Origin of the sequence: Bifidobacterium intestinale (genome assembly GCF_023656765.1) — a bacterium.
In the GTDB taxonomy this organism is placed as follows: domain Bacteria; phylum Actinomycetota; class Actinomycetes; order Actinomycetales; family Bifidobacteriaceae; genus Bifidobacterium; species Bifidobacterium hominis.
In genome coordinates, this window is record NZ_JAMOKR010000004.1 from 213,463 (window position 1) to 232,522 (window position 19,060).

The 19,060-nt window shown below is 53.1% G+C and carries 11 protein-coding genes; 1 reads left to right on the plus strand and 10 read right to left on the minus strand.

The window, feature by feature from the left end; translation table 11 throughout:
- From cas7c to NBH13_RS06875, 6 genes are all read right to left on the minus strand, one after another.
- Complete coding sequence (cas7c, locus tag NBH13_RS06850) at nucleotides 1–846, minus strand: type I-C CRISPR-associated protein Cas7/Csd2 (protein WP_004220812.1); 846 nt, start codon at nucleotides 844–846, stop codon at nucleotides 1–3.
- Nucleotides 847–905: 59 nt separating this feature from the next.
- A complete protein-coding gene (locus tag NBH13_RS06855; protein WP_250779361.1) occupies nucleotides 906–2,783 on the minus strand; it encodes a type I-C CRISPR-associated protein Cas8c/Csd1 in 1,878 nt (625 codons plus the stop codon).
- 3 nt (nucleotides 2,784–2,786) lie between these two features.
- Entirely contained in the window at nucleotides 2,787–3,494 is a 708-nt protein-coding gene (cas5c, locus tag NBH13_RS06860; RefSeq protein ID WP_144166023.1) for a type I-C CRISPR-associated protein Cas5c, read from the minus strand.
- Nucleotides 3,495–3,736: 242 nt separating this feature from the next.
- Nucleotides 3,737–6,154 carry a CRISPR-associated helicase Cas3' gene (gene cas3, locus NBH13_RS06865; RefSeq protein WP_250779362.1) on the minus strand — a complete coding sequence of 806 codons (2,418 nt, stop codon included), beginning with the start codon at nucleotides 6,152–6,154 and terminating at the stop codon, nucleotides 3,737–3,739.
- A gap of 591 nt (nucleotides 6,155–6,745) precedes the next feature.
- A complete protein-coding gene (gene ileS, locus NBH13_RS06870; protein ID WP_250779364.1) occupies nucleotides 6,746–10,057 on the minus strand; it encodes a mupirocin-resistant isoleucine--tRNA ligase in 3,312 nt (1,103 codons plus the stop codon).
- A gap of 352 nt (nucleotides 10,058–10,409) precedes the next feature.
- A complete protein-coding gene (locus NBH13_RS06875; RefSeq protein ID WP_250779365.1) occupies nucleotides 10,410–11,420 on the minus strand; it encodes a LacI family DNA-binding transcriptional regulator in 1,011 nt (336 codons plus the stop codon).
- Between the two features lie 119 nt (nucleotides 11,421–11,539).
- Between NBH13_RS06875 and NBH13_RS06880 the strand changes: the two genes are divergently transcribed.
- Nucleotides 11,540–11,746, plus strand: a complete 207-nt coding sequence (locus NBH13_RS06880) for a hypothetical protein (protein ID WP_236824461.1) — start codon at nucleotides 11,540–11,542, stop codon at nucleotides 11,744–11,746.
- Between the two features lie 47 nt (nucleotides 11,747–11,793).
- On the opposite strand, the gene NBH13_RS06885 is transcribed toward NBH13_RS06880, so the two are convergent.
- The 4 genes from NBH13_RS06885 to NBH13_RS06900 all read right to left on the minus strand — a co-directional run bounded on the left by NBH13_RS06885 (nucleotide 11,794) and on the right by NBH13_RS06900 (nucleotide 18,859).
- Nucleotides 11,794–13,842, minus strand: a complete 2,049-nt coding sequence (locus tag NBH13_RS06885; RefSeq protein WP_250779367.1) for an ABC transporter ATP-binding protein — start codon at nucleotides 13,840–13,842, stop codon at nucleotides 11,794–11,796.
- A gap of 13 nt (nucleotides 13,843–13,855) precedes the next feature.
- A complete protein-coding gene (locus tag NBH13_RS06890; RefSeq protein ID WP_250779368.1) occupies nucleotides 13,856–15,667 on the minus strand; it encodes an ABC transporter ATP-binding protein in 1,812 nt (603 codons plus the stop codon).
- 38 nt (nucleotides 15,668–15,705) lie between these two features.
- Nucleotides 15,706–16,419 (minus strand): MarR family winged helix-turn-helix transcriptional regulator, encoded by a 714-nt coding sequence (locus tag NBH13_RS06895; protein WP_250779374.1) that lies wholly within the window; start codon nucleotides 16,417–16,419, stop codon nucleotides 15,706–15,708.
- A gap of 193 nt (nucleotides 16,420–16,612) precedes the next feature.
- Nucleotides 16,613–18,859 (minus strand): exo-alpha-(1->6)-L-arabinopyranosidase, encoded by a 2,247-nt coding sequence (locus tag NBH13_RS06900; protein WP_250779375.1) that lies wholly within the window; start codon nucleotides 18,857–18,859, stop codon nucleotides 16,613–16,615.
- Nucleotides 18,860–19,060 lie beyond the last annotated feature (201 nt).

Consider the following 19,060-nt stretch of genomic DNA (forward strand, 5'->3'; position numbering starts at 1 on the left):
TCAGCGTCCTTCAATCACTTCGTACCGCAAGTCTGGAATAGAAGATCCATTCACTGCCACCGTTCCGTCCACATTAACGGAAACGGAACGATGAACTTTGGCGGAAGAGTATTGCCCTGACTTGCTGTTGTGCGTGAACCACACAACGTCCAACACTTCCATGGACCCCGCGGGACGAGCCGAACTTTCATCATTCTCAAACAACGTGACGAGAGCTTCCTTGATTTTTTCGGCGTCTTCTGCAGTAAACCCGGTTTTTTCGGCAAGCTGTGGGCTGATGCTGCCATACGTCGCATACACCGCACGGCCGGAAACACGGTATTTCATTCCCATGGTATCGGAGGATTTCTTACCGGTGTCCGTGGTTTCACTGTTCACTGACTTAGTGATCTGTACGTCGTCAATGGCGATGGGTTCAACCGAGAATGCAGCCTGAATGGAAACCGGACCGCGCACGCCCAAGGAAACTTCGTCAACATCCTTAGCTTTTTTGAATGCGAATACTTGTCCGAACGCACGTACGTCAAGCCACTGTTCGCACACTTTCTGGAACACCAGGTTCTTCTGCTTCTGCTCTTCTTTCGGCAAGGTTTTCAAATATGTGTTGAAACGGTCCGACAATGATTTTGCGCCGTCATCGGAACGGTCATCGGACTGCACGAAAATCGTTTCACCAGCATCTTGCAGGCGATTGCGAATCTTCCTTTTCAGTGCAACGTCAGAAACCTCGCCCAGCCCCTCCGATGTGGTTCGTGGACGATTGCCATTCAACGGATCACCGTTAGGATTGGCATTATTAGACGCAAAAACGACTGCGAAATCAATCTTGTTTTCCAAAGCTGCCATGATATGACTCCTTAACTTTTTCTTTGATAATCAACGTCGATAACTTCAAAAACTAAACACTAGTTTTCTTTGCTCTTCTGGGATGCTTCTTGCGCTTTACGCATAGACTCCCTTCGCTGGCATGAATAACCAAGCAGAAAGAGCGGTGAAAGTGCACGGTTATCTTCGAAGTCTCCTTCCTTGAAAAGCGCCATGACCTCATCCACGCTGTTCTGGAACCAAGGCGCACCATTCGCCGATTTCAGATACGGCATCAGTTGCTTCCACAGCGTTCCCCATGTTGTAAACGGCTTTGCGACGAAATTGCTCATGAGCTTAACGGCATTGGTCGGACGGGTGTCACTGATTCCTTGCTTGTACAGGACACCGTTTTCAAAGCGGTCCGCGAGTGCCAGCAATCTTCCGTATAAGTAGTCGCGGTCATTTCGTGTTGGTTCAAGGTACATGGATATCGTGTCCTCCTGTTTGTTTTGCTTCCTCGCGTCGTCAATGTAATGTTTTTTCCATAGGCTGCATGCGATTTCAAAATCTCTTAGCCATGCTCCTGGAGCGTCATATCCCATAGGTTTAGTGACTCTGTGGTATGTGGCGTCCAATATGGAGCGGGGAAGCGATTCTCCTCCGAACATGCATTCTATAAGCTGCTTTTTCGTGTTTTTCGCAAAACGTTTATAGGCTTTGCTGCTTCTGTCTGACACGTCATATGTGCAGCTGATGATGTCGGCAAATGGTGGCGCACCTTCATATGCGACAAACTTCTTTTTTTCTTTGTCGTACATTTTCAACGGCCATGCCGCATCAACATGCCACCGCAGGATACTTTCGACATATTCGTCTTTTGAAAGTTCACGATAATATGTAACGCTCAAACGCCCTGATGTCGCCGCATCCAGAATGACAATCATCATTGGGTCGGCATGCTTTTTGAGTTTGTTAGCATTGCCATATCCGCGCAGTACCTTCGAAAAGACTTGTGCGTATTGAAAGTTTGTTGCGGTCAGCGCATCTGCAATATCGTTGCGGGGAGCTTCCGGCTCTTCCACATCCGATGAGAACAAAGAGCCAAAATCATAAGAACCTTCCTGAGGGTCAAGCTTCGGCTTTTCGTTGGGGTTTTTCACCGAGCAGATGACTATGGCCTGGGTATCGGTAATCGTTCCATGATTATTGACCAACCATTGCATCGTCGAATGTATCTTCTGCGATGTTTCACCATCGACTTGCAAAGCCTCCTCTTTGGATGCGAAGCGCCCTCGATAGGTGAAATTCGTTGAATCGTTTGCCGATAACAGTTTGGCGTTGCCATTTACGCTGACAATTTTCTTAGGGAAGTTCAATATCGGAGCATATAGGTCCTCTCCGAACATATCCTTCCCTTTTTTCTGTCGATCATGGTACAAATAAGAAATCCATTGCGCCTGTATATTGGGATCGTTCGAGACATCTGAGTTTTGCAGCCCAATTTCAACTTCGAAGCAAACACCTGCTTTCCGGTCTTTTTCGGTTATTTCCACATTGAATCGAGCGGCTTCTTCGCTGATGCTGTGTTCCGAGACGCATCGATAGATGGCATTGAGTTTGACGTTGTCGCCTTTCCAGGCGGCAAGCTGCTCCAAATACATGGAGGTTTTCTCCTTGTCGAAATGCAAGTCGAGATATTGGAGCTGATCAAACAGAGGATGCGGTACCGGCTTGATGGTGCGTCCCATGGAACTTTCTGTGCACGGGATGACAATCGTTTGTTTTTCCCTCAGAAGCCGTAGTATCTCACCATTCCCGTTTACCCCTAGCGTCAATAGTGTCGGAAGTGTCGTATGCCCCGGAGGAATCAAGGCTTTCCTAATGTCAAGCGTAGAACCGTCGCCACTTCTCGGAATTTTTCCGGCGGCGTTGTGCACAGATTCGTTGATAAGCAACAGATTGTTCGACAGGCTCATCACTCACTCCTCTCCCACCGGCTGCAGATTGCTCCCCAAAGCGAATTCCTTAACACTCTGGTTTTTCCTGATAATTCGTCCATCCAATTTCGTGGATTCCGGACGCTCAAATTCGATGATGCCGTCGGACATAACAGGCGACCAGAATCGGGCGATAAAATCGTGGTCCTCGTTTTCATCCGGATACGTGAATCCATGGAACATGTATCCCATATTCCACTCGCCATAACCGTCATAAAACCCTTCGCCAGATCCGAACTCACATGGTTCCACATATCCCTGGCACTCGCGCGTCCCCAAGAATATGTCTCGGCGACCGCCTTTCTGAACGGATCTCAAGGCGATATTATGATGTTTGTTTTCATCGCGGTCAGTGACAAGATCTTCACGCTGATCATTCCATTCGAAATGAGCCAAAACCTGATAACGCACGTCTTTGAGATATGTGTAGTACGAAAGATCATTGCCACCGCTCATTTTGATGGGTCGAATTCCCTTTCCTTCAGTCTGAACTCTGTTCATCACACGAACAGCGTCAATAACCCACATAAAAGTTGGCTTCCAATAGATGCTTTCCGTAATGCCTTTCAAAGCTTGGTACGTTGGCACCTGATACGAAAATTTCTCACCCCCAACACGTGTTGCCGCTTCCGAGAACAACGCATATCTGCCTGATACCTCATATTCAATTGAGTTGCGATGTCGTTGCATATAACTCCTTCGTTAATCGTTCCCTCAACCAGTCACTGTCAAAATAGCACATTTTACGCTTATTGTACATAGAACTCTTTGAGTGTTTCTCAATCAACAATCAACCAGTTATTCTTGTATAAGTGGGTTTTCCTACTGTCGCCACATTCATGGCGTGGATTGAAAATATGTACAACATGCGTATTTACCAAACGAAACTCTCCTGCAGATTCCCATCGATCTGCAGGAGAACCACTGCCCTTTCATATCATCAACAGAGACATGTCAGTCTCTGTCGCCACGCCATATTCGCCTTTGTAATAATCTCCATTCAGAACGCAAATATCGAAATCCTCGTTAGCGATGGAAATCGCATGTTTTTCGTTCAAAATCTTGTATTCGTAATCGAAAAGGGAAACCGTGTATTCCTGTAGCCGCCGCAGAATCGCAATCTTCTCCCTCAACTCACCGTGGCCCAACATATCCAGTAATTCCATCGCATTGCCATAGGGAACCACAACATTGTGCGTGATTTTCGGAATCACACGATATTCATTGCCAACCGTTTTGAACGCCTGGGCAAAAAACGGATTGTATCTCTCCCCCATCGTATTGTTCTCGAATTGCTTACGTTGGCTTTCGTTGTATGCCAGCAACTCATAAATCGTTTTTCCAGCGTTTTCCTTTTTCCAAAGCGGACCATCCAGCAAACTATTGCCGCCATATCGATCCTCACTTTGAAGCAGCATGCCATAAAACTCATTGAGCATACCAGTAGAAAGCAGATCAGCATCAGGATGCTCACCCATAATCTGCAAAGTGAGCTTTTTGCCTCTGTGAATCTCTGGAAGATAGTCCTTGAACCTTTCCTCACCTTGCAACGGATAGACATACACATCCTTGATTTCTTTCGATTCACCATTCCTGTTGCACCTGCCAGCCGCTTGCATAATGCTATCCAGACCAGCCATCGCCCTGACTACGCATGCGAACGAAAGGTCCACTCCCGCTTCGATAAGCTGAGTGCTTACGCAAATCACCGGCTTGGAATCATGAGGATCAGTTAACACCTTTATTCTCGCTAACTGGTCTGCCCTATGTTTGCCACACATGGCAGTACTCAAATGAATCAACTCAAACTGCCCGTCAGCATTGAGCTCTTGCAAACACTGATACATTTTGCGCGCTTCACTCTTCGTGTTGACGATAGACAGGCAATTGCCGTTCCGAAGTGCCTGCTCATATATGATGTTCGCAAGTTCCTCGCAACTCTTGCTTTCCTGTGAAGCAATAATCCGGGTACGCTTGAGCTTCTCTTCGTAACCATCAGTATTGTCGATAAGATCAGGCTCGTCTGACAGACGCAGATTCTTTCGCGCCGTTCGTTCCAATAAAGGCTGCGTAGCTGAGCACAGCAGAATAGTCGAGTCCAATATCGTCGAAAGAAAACTCACAACTTCATTAAACGGATTGATGATATTCAACGGAAGCGACTGAATCTCATCAAAAATGATGACGCTATTGGCCATGTTGTGGAATTTACGAAGTTTCGTACCACGCGCCGACATAACCGTTTCCAAGAATTCGACCATCGTAGTCACGATGATCGGATTATCCCAACGTTCAGACGCCAGTTTACGTTGACGTTCCTTCGCATCCTCTTCCTCACTTGTGCCGATAGATCCCGTGTTATCGGAATTCTGAAGGCCCGCGGTGGAGTAATGCTCCAGCACAATATTGCTGTCAGCATCCAGACCAAGCATATTCCGGAATGTTGCCACGGTCTGTGACGTAATAGACAAGTACGGAATCACATAAATGATTCGTCTTTTCCCTGTTTCCAAAGCATGATGCAAGGCGAAATTCAACGAAGCCAACGTTTTACCGCCTCCGGTCGGAACCGACAATCGGTAAATCCCTGTCTCCCTGCTCCCAGCTTGACGGCACTGTTCCGTAATCTGTTGACGGATTTTATTGATTTCGGATGTCGAATCGAATGATTTCATGCTTTCGTCAAGACGGCGAATCAGTTCCGTCCAATCCGCCTTGATCGGATGATATTGCTCTTTTGTCTCAAAATAAGCCGTATCTGTTCTATCGGCATCAATCAAACGAGAATAAACGTATTTAACCAGCAATCCCGAGTAAAAATGAAGACTGTCTCGCGACAATCTCATCGAATTAATTTGTTCCGCAAAATCACGAACATCTTTCACAGCCTGCTGGAAGACACCTTGCAAGTCAAGGTCTAGCTCATGCAATCCTTGTTTGATTTCCCTATACGCATATTTAGGATTCAGCTTGTCTGATTCCGTGAAACCTGTGAGAAAGGTCTCATCACCGATTTCATTAATGCAATCGGGAAGCTCCCCATGATGCTTTGCAATGACAAGTTCGAGAATTTCTTTCGCGACTTCCTCCGCCTCATTCGAGATCGGCAGATCATTGACCACAAACGCACCCTGCCTCGCATGAGGAATCTCACCACGACGCCCGTTACCCGACACTAGATACGTTTGAAACTGTTGTGCAATCTTTCCAACATCATGCAGAAGCGCTGCCATTCGTGAAATTTGAGAGAATTCAGATTCATAGCTTTCCGCCAAATCACCCGCACCATGGAGATGACCATGCAGCGTTTGCACATTACCGTCCGCATCTCTGTGCGCCAACAAGTCCATGATCCGCCCCTTCACAGATACACCCGAGCAAGACCCTTATATTACCATAGCCCAACGCACTATTCACAGGTCGAATCCAGTTCCCCTGATATGCACGAGAACTCCCCTAAAACTCATTTAGCTCCGCAGACAAATGCAAATAATACATATAAGCAGAACGAAAAACGGGAACCGCGCGAGCGCGATTCCCAGTGTGCGACTGCTTCTCAAATGTGTGCTTGACTCACATGGATGGTACTGAGAACCATTCGCGTAACGATCTGTTTCCACATGCGAGCCGCACGCACAATGCGATCACATATGTAAAGTGCGCGACGGTATAAATCACATCCTTACGGATACAGATCAAGTCTGCAAGGCTCAAAGCCACGGATTCACTGTAGCTTCATGTTTGAACATTTCATGGTCGATTGTTCAGTTCCACCAGAATACAGCCAAAGATACCGGTAGAAAAACACCAAAAGACTATTAAAAAGGTCCCGAACCTTCTGGAATAATCCATCGGATTCGGGACCTGTTATGTTGGCGACCGTTCACCGGCTAACCGGCATTAGTCAGCTTTCAGCCGTCAGTTTTCACCAATTAGCCAGATCAGGCCTTGGCAACCTCAACGTTCAGCTCATCGCCGGCCGTCACTTCGAAAGAGGTGGCGAGCGTTTCGGAAGAGACGAGTTTCTTGAACTGTTCGACCTTGGCCACGTCTTCGGCAGGCACAACGAGCTTCAGTGCGATGCGGTCGGAGATTTGCAGATCGGCGGCCTTACGGGCATCCTGCACAGCGCGAATCACGTCGCGCGCATAGCCTTCGGCGATCAGATCATCGTTCAGTTCGGTGTCGAGGATCACGAAGCCACCGGTCGGCAGCGCTGCGGAAACGGAGTTGGCGGCCTCTTCGGCGTTCTTCTCCTCCACGCTGTTGATCAGCTCATATTCGCCTTCCTCAAGCACGATCTCACCGTTCGGAGTCTCACATACCGGAGCGCCTTCGGCGTTCACATGCCATGCGCCGGACTTGGAAGCCTTGATGGCGAACTGCACGTCCTTGCGCAGACGCTTGCCTGCCACGCGAGCGTTCACACGCAGCTCGTTGATGATCTTCAGGCCTTGGGCTTCGGCATCTTCAAGCGTGCACAGTTCAACGTCCTTCACGTTCAGTTCGGATTTCAGAATCTCGTCGTATGCGGCCACGGCGGCAGTGTTCTCCACCACAACAGTCAGCTTGGACAACGGCTGGCGCACACGGATCTGCTTCGTCTTACGCATAGACAGGGTGCCGGACACGACCTCGCGCACCTTCTCCATCGCATCAACCAGAGCCGGATCGTCAACAAGCACACGGCCCAGTTCGCTCGCTTCGCCAGTCTGCTCGTCGGCAAGGAACGGCCAGTCGGCCAGATGCACGGATTCGCCACCGGTCAGACCACGCCACACGGCTTCCGCTTCCATCGGAGCGAGCGGTGCAATCACGCGCATGAATGCTTCAAGCACGGTGTACAGCGTGTTGAACGCGTTCGCATCCTCGTTCCAGAAACGGTCACGATTGTTGCGGATGTACCAGTTGGTGAGCATGTCAATGAAATCAGACACTGCTTCGCATGCGTCGGAAATCAGGAAGTCATCCAGCGAATGCTGCGTCTTCTCGATCAGTCGGCGGGTACGTGCCAGCAGATAACGGTCCATTTCCGGCAGCGCGGCAACCTCATCGGCATGCAGTGCACGAGCATCGAACCCGGCACCATTATTAGCAGCGTTCGCATACAGGGTGAAGAAGTAGTACGAGCTCCACACCGGCAGCATGACCTGGCGAACGGTGTCGCGAATGCCATCGGCGGTCACAATCAGGTTGCCGCCGCGCAGAATCGGCGAGCTCATGAGGAACCAGCGCATGGCGTCGGAACCGAAATCGTTGAACACGCCGTTCACATCCGGGTAGTTGCGCAGATGCTTCGACATCTTCTGGCCGTCGGAGCCAAGCACGATGCCATGGCAGATCACGTTCTTGAACGCCGGCTTGTCGAACAGGGCGGTCGCCATGATGTGCTGCACGTAGAACCAGCCACGGGTCTGGCCGATGTATTCCACAATGTAATCACACGGGAAATGCTGTTCGAAGGTTTCCTTGTTTTCGAACGGGTAATGGTACTGGGCGAAGCTCATGGAACCGGATTCGAACCAGCAGTCCATCACGTCGCTGATGCGGTGCATATGGCTCTTGCCGGTCGGATCGTCCGGGTTGACGCGCGTCAGCTCATCAATGTACGGGCGGTGCATGTTGACATTGCCCTCATGGTCGCGCGGATAGTCACCGAAGTCGGCCTTCAGCTCCTCCAACGAACCGTACACGTCCACGCGTGGATACTTAGGATCATCGGACACCCACACCGGAATCGGGGAACCCCAGAAACGGTTACGGGAAATGGACCAGTCACGTGCGTTGGCGAGCCATTTACCGAACTGGCCGTCCTTCACATTGCCCGGAATCCAGTTGATCTGCTGATTCAGTTCGAGCAGACGGTCCTTGATCTTGGTGACAGACACGAACCAGGAGCTCACCGGCTTGTAGATCAGCGGAGTGGCGCAACGCCAGCAGTGCGGGTAGGAGTGCACGTAGCTCTTCTCCTGGAAAAGGATCGCGCGCTGATCTTCCGGAATGCGCTCCAACGGGCCGTCGCCGGCACGCAGGTTACGCAGGATCGGCTTGTTCGCATCGAACACATACATGCCCTCGTAATCCGGGCACAGCGAAGTGAACTTGCAGCCCGCGTCGAGCACATCAACGCTCTTGATGCCCTTGGCGTTGAGCGTATTCATATCGTCTTCACCGTACGGAGCCTGATGCACGAGGCCGGTACCTTCAACGGTATCGACATAGTCGGCGGTGAAGATCTGATAGCCTTCCGGACCCGGAACCTTGCCTTCGACGGCGTTCTCGTCGCCTGCAAAGTACGGGAACACCGGGTAGTAGCGCCAGCCTTCCATCTCGGCACCCTTGAGCTCGCGCACGATCTCATAGTTTTCGCCGAGTTCCTTGGCGTAGGAGCCGAGCAGCGGCTTGCCCAGATAGAACTTCTTGCCAGCGAACTTGCCTTCGGTCGGACGCACTTCCACATAGTCGATGTCTGCACCGACCACAATGGCGAAGTTGGTGGGAACGGTCCACGGCGTAGTGGTCCAGAACACCGCGTAGGCGTCTTCCTCGTCGCGCAGCTTCACGGCCACGGACACGGTGGTGTCTTGACGATCCTGATACACGTCGGCATCCATGCGCAGCTCATGCGCGGAAAGCGGCGTCTGATCCTTCGGGCAGTACGGCAGCACGCGGTAGCCCTGATACGCGAGGCCCTTGTCGTACAGCTGCTTGAACGCCCACATCACGGATTCCATGTATGGAATGTTCAGTGTCTTGTAGCCATGCTCGAAATCGACCCAACGTGCCTGACGGTGCACATAGTTCTTCCACTCGTTGGTGTACTTGAGCACGGAGGCGCGGCAGGCATCATTGAATTTGTCGATGCCCATCTCCTTGACCTGATCGACCGAATCGATGCCCAGTTCCTTCTGGGCTTCAAGTTCGGCCGGCAGACCGTGCGTATCCCAACCGAACACACGATTGACCTTGTGGCCCTTCATGGTCTGGTAACGCGGAATCACATCCTTGGCGTAACCGGTCAGCAGGTGGCCGTAATGCGGCAGACCGTTGGCGAACGGAGGGCCGTCGAAGAACACGAATTCGTTCTGGCTGTGATCGCCGGAAGGACGGCGTTCAATGGACTTCTGGAAAGTGTCGTCCTTCTCCCAATAATCAAGGACGGATTCTTCCAGCTTTGGGAAACTGGGGTTCGGCGCTACATTGGCGCTCTGCTCACCCGCAGCTGCCTTCGGATACACGTTGTTTTCGCTCACCGTATCTCCTCGTAGGTTCTTACTATTTTTCTCCTACGAGGACGATGACTATAGCGCCTGCTGGACGCCGCCACCGCGGTACCACCTCGTTTGCCATGCTTTTGTGACGCGCACGACCGCTCGTATGTTCGGCTGTTCGGGCCTTCCCGCCGGGTCTAATAAGCCGCTGACACGACCGTTCTTCCGGAAGCTCCCCGCTGATAACGGATCATCGCTCGCATTTCGGTTGTCACTATAGCATGCGGCGCGAACTATTTCGCTTGTTTTTCATGATTATGGACGATTCTTTAGTAGGATTCACAAGAATGAAAAAGTAAAAAGAAACACCAGACGCGTAACGTCTTAAGCATCACTATTTCGCAGGCACAAAACTGTCACGCGCCACCAATGACGTCGACAGATACACATGCTGACGAATCGTACGCTTGCCAGAAATGGCGTCGCCCAATGTCAAGGTCGCAACGCGCGCAAGCTCGTTCAGATCAATGGAGAAGGTGCTCAATGGCGGCGAAGTCAACTGCGAAATCGTCTGATTATTGATGCTGATCACGCTGATGTCACGTGGCACCAGCACGCCAACCGTATTGAATGCCTGTAGCATGCCCACCGCGATCACATCGGCGGCGACAATCACGGCATCCGGTAGCACACCATTATGATCGCGCACGAACCGCTCCCCCAAAGCACGTCCGTTGCTCACCGTGAACAGGCCGTCGGAATACACGAGCCCGTCGGACTGAATGCCGAAACGCTTCGTTTCACGGCGGAAATACGTGGCACGGTTCTCCTCGTCGGCCTCATAAAAGTTCATAAGGGAGCCCTTGCCACCAATAAATCCAACACGTTTCATGCCCTTGGCCGCACACGCCGCAACCGCATCATGTATGGTCTGCTGCAAATCAGGTTGCACGGAATCGAACAGATTCGGCGCCGGATTCACATCAATGAACACGCCATACGGCATGACCCTGTGCAGCCGTTCCAATTCCTTCTCGCCAATCTGGTCGGCGCCGATTACCATGAAACCGTCGAACTTGGAACCGGACGCAATCATGTCATTGAGGTTGTGGAACACCGTCATTTCCATGCGCTGCTGCTCAGCATTGCGCTCGAGCGCCGAACGCAAATCAGTGAAATAGGAGTCACGCAACGCTTCTTCGGACTTCTCATTATCAAGCAGCGCGACCTCATGAGGAATGACGATGCGTTTGGTCTGCATGCTGTAGCCGAGATCTTCACTCGCCTGAATGATCTTACGACGCGTCTCCTCACGCACGGAAAGAGTGGGATCCCCATTCAGAAGTCGAGACACCGTAGCCTGAGAAAACCCGGTACGCTGCGCAATTTCTTTAATCGTCGCCATGTCTCGCTCTCCAATTTAGTAAATCGTTTACCTCATGAAAGGATAACCTATTATTGATATAACGACAAACCAAGCGAGATTTGTGCAACGATTACGCAAGCCAATTATAATCGTTGCTCATGCAGCAGTCTCATGAACGTATGACGGAACAGTCTTCACGGAAGGCAGGCTGGCCGCAGCCGAATACCATGCACGGCAAAGACAATAAGAAATCCCTTGCTTCGAAACCGCAATTCCAAAGCAAGGGATTTTCCAGAGGATCCATGCCGTTCAAGGCCACCGGCCATAAGGGCGGTATCAGCCGACAGGGATCGAAGCGCGGCTAGTATAACTAGCGTGCGCTCGCATCGCTCCGATTCAGGAGATTATTCGATTATTCGAGTTCTACGGCACCTGTGTAGAGCTGATAGTACTCGCCCTTCTGCGCGATGAGCTCGTCATGCGAGCCGCGTTCGATGATGCGGCCATGGTCGAGCACCATGATCACGTCGGAGTTGCGCACGGTGGACAGGCGGTGAGCGATCACGAACACGGTGCGACCCTTCATGAGGTTGTCCATGCCAGCCTGCACCACCTCTTCGGTACGGGTGTCGATGGACGAGGTAGCCTCGTCGAGGATCATGGCCGGCGGATCGGCCACGGCTGCACGAGCGATGGAAATCAGCTGACGCTGGCCCTGAGACAGACCGGAACCATCACCTTCGAGCACAGTCTGGTAGCCGTTGGGCAGCATGCGGATGAAGCCGTCGGCGTTCGTGAGCTTCGCCGCTTCGATGCATTCCTCGTCGGTGGCGTCGAGTCGACCGTAACGGATGTTGTCCATCACCGTGCCGGTGAACAGGTTCACGTCCTGCAGCACCACACCCAGAGAACGACGCAGATCCGGCTTGCGGATGCCCTTGACGGAAATGCCGTCGTACAGGATCATGCCGTCCTGAATGTCATAGAAACGGTTGATCAGGTTAGTCACCGTGGTCTTGCCGGCACCCGTGGCACCAACCAATGCGATCTTCTGTCCGGGCTTGGCGAACCAAGTGATGTCATGCAGCACCGGCTTGTTGGGGTTGTAGCCGAAGGTCACGTCGGTGAAGCGCACATCGCCCTGCAGCAGGGTGAGGCGTCCATCCGGCGAAGTGATAGCGGTTTCACGGGCCTTCATGGCCACTTCGGCGGCACGTGGGCTCAAGGATTGCGCGGCCCTGAGCGAACGGGTGCCGTCATCGCCTTCCTCACGCTTCCACGCCCAGTGGCCGGTTTCGTGGTCGACTTCGGTCATTGTGCGACCGTCTTCGCCGAGTTCCACATTCACCAAGGTCACGGAACCGCCGTCATCTTCCGGCTGTTCGTCCATGAGCGCGAAAATGCGGGAAGCACCGGCGAGCGCCATCATCACCATGTTGAATTGCATGGACACTTGGCCAAGCGGGTTCACAAAGGAACGAGACAACGTCAATAGCGAAATCAGCGTACCCAAGGTGAGCGGGCCAGTACCGGACAATCCGAAGTTTCCAAGTCCGCTAATCGCAGCAAATCCGCCGAAAATCGCCAGCAGAATGTACAGCAGGTAGCCCATGTTGCCTACGATCGGCATGGTCACATTGCCCCACGTGTTCGCTTCGGCGGAAGCTTCGAAAAGTTCTTCGTTCTTCTTGTCGAAAGTGGTTTGGGTGGCGTCTTCGTGGTTGAAGACCTTGATGACCTTCTGGCCGTTGACCGCTTCTTCCACGAATGCGTTCACATCACCGATGGCGATCTGCTGCTTGACGAAGTAACGTCCGGAGCGGGAAACAACCTTGCGTACCACCACAAACAGGATCACGGTGAAGGCGAGCACGAAAATGGTGACGGGCACCGACAGCCACAGCATGGAGACGAGCGCCGCGAGCGCAGACACCGCAGACGAGAACATTTGCGGGAACGACTGGCTAATGGCCTGACGCAATGTGTCGGTGTCGTTGGTGTAACGGCTCATAATGTCGCCGTGTTCGGTGGTGTCGAAGTAGCGGATCGGCAGGGTCTGCTGGTGAGCGAACATGTCATCGCGGATCTTCTTCAAGGTGCCTTGTTCCACGGTGACGATGATCCACTGCCATAGCCAACTGCAGAAAATGCCGGCCGCATACAGGCATGCCATGAGTGTCAACGCGCGCAACAGCGGCATCCAGTCAGGGTTGGCAGTACCAACCATGGGCAGAATGTAGGTGTCGATCAGCGACTGTAGGAACAGTGACGATCCGGCCTGCGCTGCGGCTCCGACAAGAATGCACACTACTACGAGCGCCACGCGCCACTTGTATTGGAAGATGTAGCCGAAAATACGCTTGGTGGTGCCCGGTGCGGCTTTCTGCATTGGTGGCTTCGGCTGTTTGCTGGCCACGTTGTTGTTTTCCTTGGATTTCAATGCGGAAGTTTGTTCAGTCATCTGTTGCCTCCTTTCACTGCAGTTCCTCAGGTTGAGCCTGATTCTTGGTTTGCGATTCGTAGATGGAACGGTATTCGTCGCAGTTTTCGAGCAGTTGTTCATGCGTGCCGGCTGCCATGATGCGGCCGTGGTCCATGACGAGAATCATGTCGGATTCCTGCACAGAGGCCACACGCTGAGCGATGATGATCTTCGTGGTGTCGGGAATCTCATGATGGAATGCGGTACGAATCAGCTGATCGGTTTTGGTGTCGACCGCGGATGTGGAATCGTCGAGGATCAGGATTTTCGGTTTTTTCAGCAACGCACGCGCAATGCACAGACGCTGGCGCTGGCCGCCGGAAACGTTGGTACCGCCCTGTTCGATGTACGTATCGTACTTGTCGGGGAATTCCTGAATGAAGCCGTCAGCCTGCGCAAGCTGGCACGCGTGGCGAATCTCTTCATCAGTGGCGTTCGGATTGCCCCAACGCAGGTTTTCGGCAATGGTTCCGGAGAAGAGCACGTTCTTCTGCAACACCATGGCAACCTGATCACGCAATACTTCCAAATCGTAATCACGCACATCCACGCCGCCGACCTTCAGCGAACCTTCGGTCACGTCATACAAACGTGGCACAAGCTGCACCAGACTGGACTTTGCGGAACCGGTGCCGCCGACGATGCCGACGGTCATACCGGAACGAATCTTCAAATCAATATCGTCAAGCACCGGCTTTTCGGAAGTGGCGGAATAACGGAAGGTGACATGGTCGAAATCGATCTCGCCATTCTTCACTTCCTTGACGGGATTAGCCGGATTCGTAACCGTGCTTTCCTCGTTCAGCACCTGGCAGATACGTTCGGCGGAAGCCTGCGAAATAATGCACATCACGAAAATCATGGAAAGCATCATCATAGCCATGAGGATCTGCATGGCGTAGGTGACCAATGCAGTCAGATCGCCGGTGGTCAAGCCTAGGGCTGCATTGTTGCCGGACGCCACGATCTGCCGGGCGCCCATCCATGCGATGAGCAGCATGGACACGTACACGCACAGCATCATAAGCGGATTGTTGAAGCTCATAATGCGTTCGGCCTTGGTGAAGTCCTTGAAGATGCGCTGCGAAATGCGGTTGAACTTTTCGGTTTCGTGGCTTTCGCGATTGTAGGACTTGACCACGCGGATGCCCTGCAGGTTCTCGTCGACCACGTTGTTGAGCTTGTCGTATGTGTGGAACACACGCTCGAACACCGGGTGCACCAGCACCGCCAGGCCACACAAGCCGATGGCGAGCACCGGAATGCAGGCGAGGAACACCAAAGAGATGGATGGGCTGATGCGGAAGGAGAAGATCCACGCCACAATCACCATGATCGGAGCGCGCACACCCATGCGAATAATCATCGAATACGCGTTCTGCAGGTTGGTCACATCGGTGGTCAGTCGTGTGATGATCGAGCCGGTGGAGAAACGGTCGATATTGGTGAAGCTGTAGCCTTGCACCTTCTCAAACTGATCGTGACGCAGATTCTTCGCGAATCCGGCACCTGCGATAGCCGAGAACTTTCCAGCCAAAAAGCCGGATGTCAGCGAAACTACCGAGCAAATCAGCAGAATCAAGCCGAATTTCAAAATCGCCGGCATGCTGCCACCGCTGATGCCCTCATCAATCAGCGATGCCATGACAGTCGGAATAAGGATTTCCAGCACGCTTTCCACGGCTACGAATGCCGGGGAGAGCAGACTGGCTTTTTTGTATTCGCGCAGGGATTTGCCCAGTGTGCGAATGACGTGCTGCTTTGGTTTCGGCGCCGCGGACGTCGTTGCGTTTGCCGTTGTCACTACTTGTCCTTTCCTTTTATTTTTACCTATGACGTGTGTTACTTGCGATTGCGCGCGATCGCCATTTCCTGCGATATCCGCAGTACGTGCGAGACGTACTCATCACGAGCATCGCGATTATTCGAGGCATAGTCATCGCATGTTTTTTGCGGAACCTGCGATTCTTGCGGAACTTGCGATTTGCTTGCGTCCTGTTCCTGTATTTCCAAACTTGGATATCGACTTTCATCTCCGATCAAACCTGTTTTCACCAGATTCGTCTGCATGACGTCGAGCACGTGCATGAATTGGCGGATCTGATCGTCCTCAAGGCCTTCCAGCAGGATTCGTTCCATGTTTTTCGCATTGTCGCGCAAGACTTCGGCGATATGCCTCGATTTGTCCGTCAACACGATTTTTTTCAGTCGTGCGTCGCGTTTCACCGGTTCGCGCGCGATCAGGCCCTTCTGCTCCATCAGCCCCAGCACCCGGCATGATGTGGATCTGGTCACGCCGAAACGTTGCTCGATGTCTTGAGGAAAGATTTCCTCGTTGTCATGCCATGCTAGATACACGATGATGTCAACGTTGCCGTTGCTGACGTCTTCCGCCGCTTCAGGGCGGGTGACGCGCAAATACCGGTTGATCACGTTGTGCAGCGAGTGAATGGCCACGCTGGGAGGCTTTGTCAAGCCGCTTTCCCAGACTTCGAAGAGTCGCGAGTCAGTCGGTTCCTTGTATTGTTCGTTCGTCACTTCCGTCACAGCATACATAGTAAACCGTTGTATATACAACTGTTGCACATGCAACAATTGGCATGTCGTACGTATCCGCTTGCCCTGAAAATCGTCATAAAGCAACAACCCCAGAGCAACCTTCCAACAATGCAAAGGCCGGGAAATCAGGTCCACACCGGTTCAGAGCAACGGACCAGATTCCCCGGCTTAAGCCTTGAATCCCGCGAAACTACTTGGTGAGTTCAGCGTATTCGGCAAGCATGTATTCGAAGATCTGCTTGCCATCGGCACCCATCAGCACTGACATGCTGTTGATCGGCATGGAGTCAAGGAACAAACGGGTCATGTCATTGTCGGGCACGATCGGCATGCGGCCGGCTTCACCTTCAGCACGCAGCTTCTCGAGCACCTGGGATCCGAGCGGATCCTTACGCCATTCCATGAAGTTGGACCACTCGGTGAGCGGCTGGGTCTTGCCGTCGCCATCGAGCTCCACTACCGCGGAACCGGCGATGTCACGGCTGGACGTGCCAACCTCGATGGCGTATTCGCCGTCCTCCACATGCCAGTCGTTGAACTTCTCAGACCAGTAGGCGAAGGCGCGATCATCGAGCTCGAAAGAGACTTCGGCGGATTCGCCAGCCTTAAGGAACACCTTCTTAAAGCCTTTGAGCTCGTGCTTCGGGCGGGCCACATTGGCCTTGCCAGGAGCCACGTACACCTGCACAGTTTCGGCGGCGTCAACGTTCGAGGTGTTCTTGACCACTGCGCTGACGGTTGCGGTGCAGGCACCGGTCTTGACGGCCTTCACGTCGCTCACTTCGAACGTGGCGTAGCTCAAGCCAAAGCCGAACGGGTAGTCGACGGCCTTGTTGTAGGTGTCGTAATAGCGGTAGCCCACAAACACGCCTTCGCCATAATCGACATGTCCCTCTTCACCCGGCCAGTTGATGGTGCTCGGATCGTCGTTGATGTCGAAGGGAATGGTCTGCGCAAGCTTGCCGGACGGGCTCACCTTGCCGAACAGCACGTCGGCGAGCGCCGGACCGCCGGACTGGCCGAGCAGCCAGGATTCGAGGATGCCCTTGGCGTTCTTGGCCCATGGTGCCACGGTGACGACGGAGCCGTTGGAGAGCACGACCACAACGTTCTTGTTTTCGGCTGCGACGGCTTCGAGCAGTGCGATCTGCTTGACCGGCATGTCGAGGGTCTCACGGTCGAAGCCTTCGGATTCGGCCGCTTCAGGGAGCCCTAGGAACATGAGCACCACGTCGGCGCCCTTGGCAGCTTCGACGGCTTCGGTTTCGAGTGTTGGATCGGCCGGTTCGAGGTCGAGGGTGAATCCTGGGGCGAACTTGGCATCCACGCCGCGTTCGGCGAGGGCGTCAAGGAAGCTGGTCATCTTGGTTGGGGTGATGTGCGAGGAGCCGCCGCCCTGGTAGCGCGGGGTACGTGCGAATTCGCCGATGACGGTGACCTTGGCATCGTCAGCGACTGGCAGAATGGCACCATCGTTCTTGAGGAGCACCATGGATTCGACGGCGGCCTGATGTGCGACCTCATCGTGGGCTTCGATGTCGAAACGATAGTTTTCGACGCTCATGGCTGCGCGGGTCTTGTTGACCAAGTCGATCATGCCTTGTGCCATACGGTCGAGCCATGCCGGCTGGATGCGGCCGTCGCGTGCGGCGTAGACGATCTGGTCGTCGGTGTAGCTTGGCGGCATTTCGAGGTTGAGGCCCGCATTGAGGGAGGCCACGCGGTCGTGGTCGGCACCCCAGTCGCTCATGACGATACCTTGGAAGCCCCATTCGTCGCGCAGCACGTTGGTGAGCAGCCAGTGATCCTGGGCGGCATGCACGCCGTTGATGCAGTTGTATGCGCACATGATGGTCCACGGCTGGGCTTCCTTGACGATGTGTTCGAATGCCGGGAAGTAGATTTCACGCAGCGCACGCTGGGAGATGTTGGCGCTGATGCGCAGCCGGTCGGTCTCCTGGTTGTTGGCGGCGAAATGCTTGAGCGAAGTGCCCACGCCCTTGGACTGCACGCCTGCGACAATGCCGATCGCCTCATGGCCTGCCAGATACGGGTCTTCGGACCAGTATTCGAAGCAACGGCCGCCAAGCGGGTTGCGCTTGATGTTCACGCCCGGGCCGAGGATTACGGCGACCTTCTCCTGAATGCACTCTTCGGCCATGGCTTCGCCAACCTGGTGGATGAGTTCCGGATTCCAGGAGCTGGACAGACCAGCCGCCGGCGGGAAGCAGGTGGCAGGCACGCAGTTGTTCAGGTCGACTTCGCCGGTGGTGGCCGAGTTGGACTTGCGCAGGCCGTGGGGGCCATCGGTGATCATATAGCCGGGAATGCCCTTGGCTTCAACACCCTGCAGATGCCAAGCGTCGCCGCCGGAAGTCAGGGATGCCTTCTCTTCAAGCGTCAGATCATTGATGGAAGGATAGGTTTTTTCGCTCATACGTTCCTCTTTCGCATCGTTTTCTTGAGTTCGTATCGGTTAACCGATCTGCATGAGACCTCAACCCCGAAATCTCTACTAACCGGTTGGTAGGTACTTTATCAAAACCAACACCGCAACACGCCAATCTTCTTTGAAAAATCAATTAACCGACCGTAAAGTAACTGCAGTATTTACAACTTGAGAGAAATGACGATTCAT

What these genes read in the sequence shown, in the direction of transcription:
- cas7c (WP_004220812.1), bottom strand. Translation starts at nt 846, where the DNA reads ATGGCAGCTTTGGAAAACAAGATTGATTTCGCAGTCGTTTTTGCGTCT.
- NBH13_RS06855 (WP_250779361.1), bottom strand. Translation starts at nt 2,783, where the DNA reads ATGAGCCTGTCGAACAATCTGTTGCTTATCAACGAATCTGTGCACAAC.
- cas5c (WP_144166023.1), bottom strand. Translation starts at nt 3,494, where the DNA reads ATGCAACGACATCGCAACTCAATTGAATATGAGGTATCAGGCAGATAT.
- cas3 (WP_250779362.1), bottom strand. Translation starts at nt 6,154, where the DNA reads ATGGACTTGTTGGCGCACAGAGATGCGGACGGTAATGTGCAAACGCTG.
- NBH13_RS06875 (WP_250779365.1), bottom strand. Translation starts at nt 11,420, where the DNA reads ATGGCGACGATTAAAGAAATTGCGCAGCGTACCGGGTTTTCTCAGGCT.
- NBH13_RS06880 (WP_236824461.1), top strand. Translation starts at nt 11,540, where the DNA reads ATGCAGCAGTCTCATGAACGTATGACGGAACAGTCTTCACGGAAGGCA.
- NBH13_RS06885 (WP_250779367.1), bottom strand. Translation starts at nt 13,842, where the DNA reads ATGACTGAACAAACTTCCGCATTGAAATCCAAGGAAAACAACAACGTG.
- NBH13_RS06895 (WP_250779374.1), bottom strand. Translation starts at nt 16,419, where the DNA reads ATGTATGCTGTGACGGAAGTGACGAACGAACAATACAAGGAACCGACT.
- NBH13_RS06900 (WP_250779375.1), bottom strand. Translation starts at nt 18,859, where the DNA reads ATGAGCGAAAAAACCTATCCTTCCATCAATGATCTGACGCTTGAAGAG.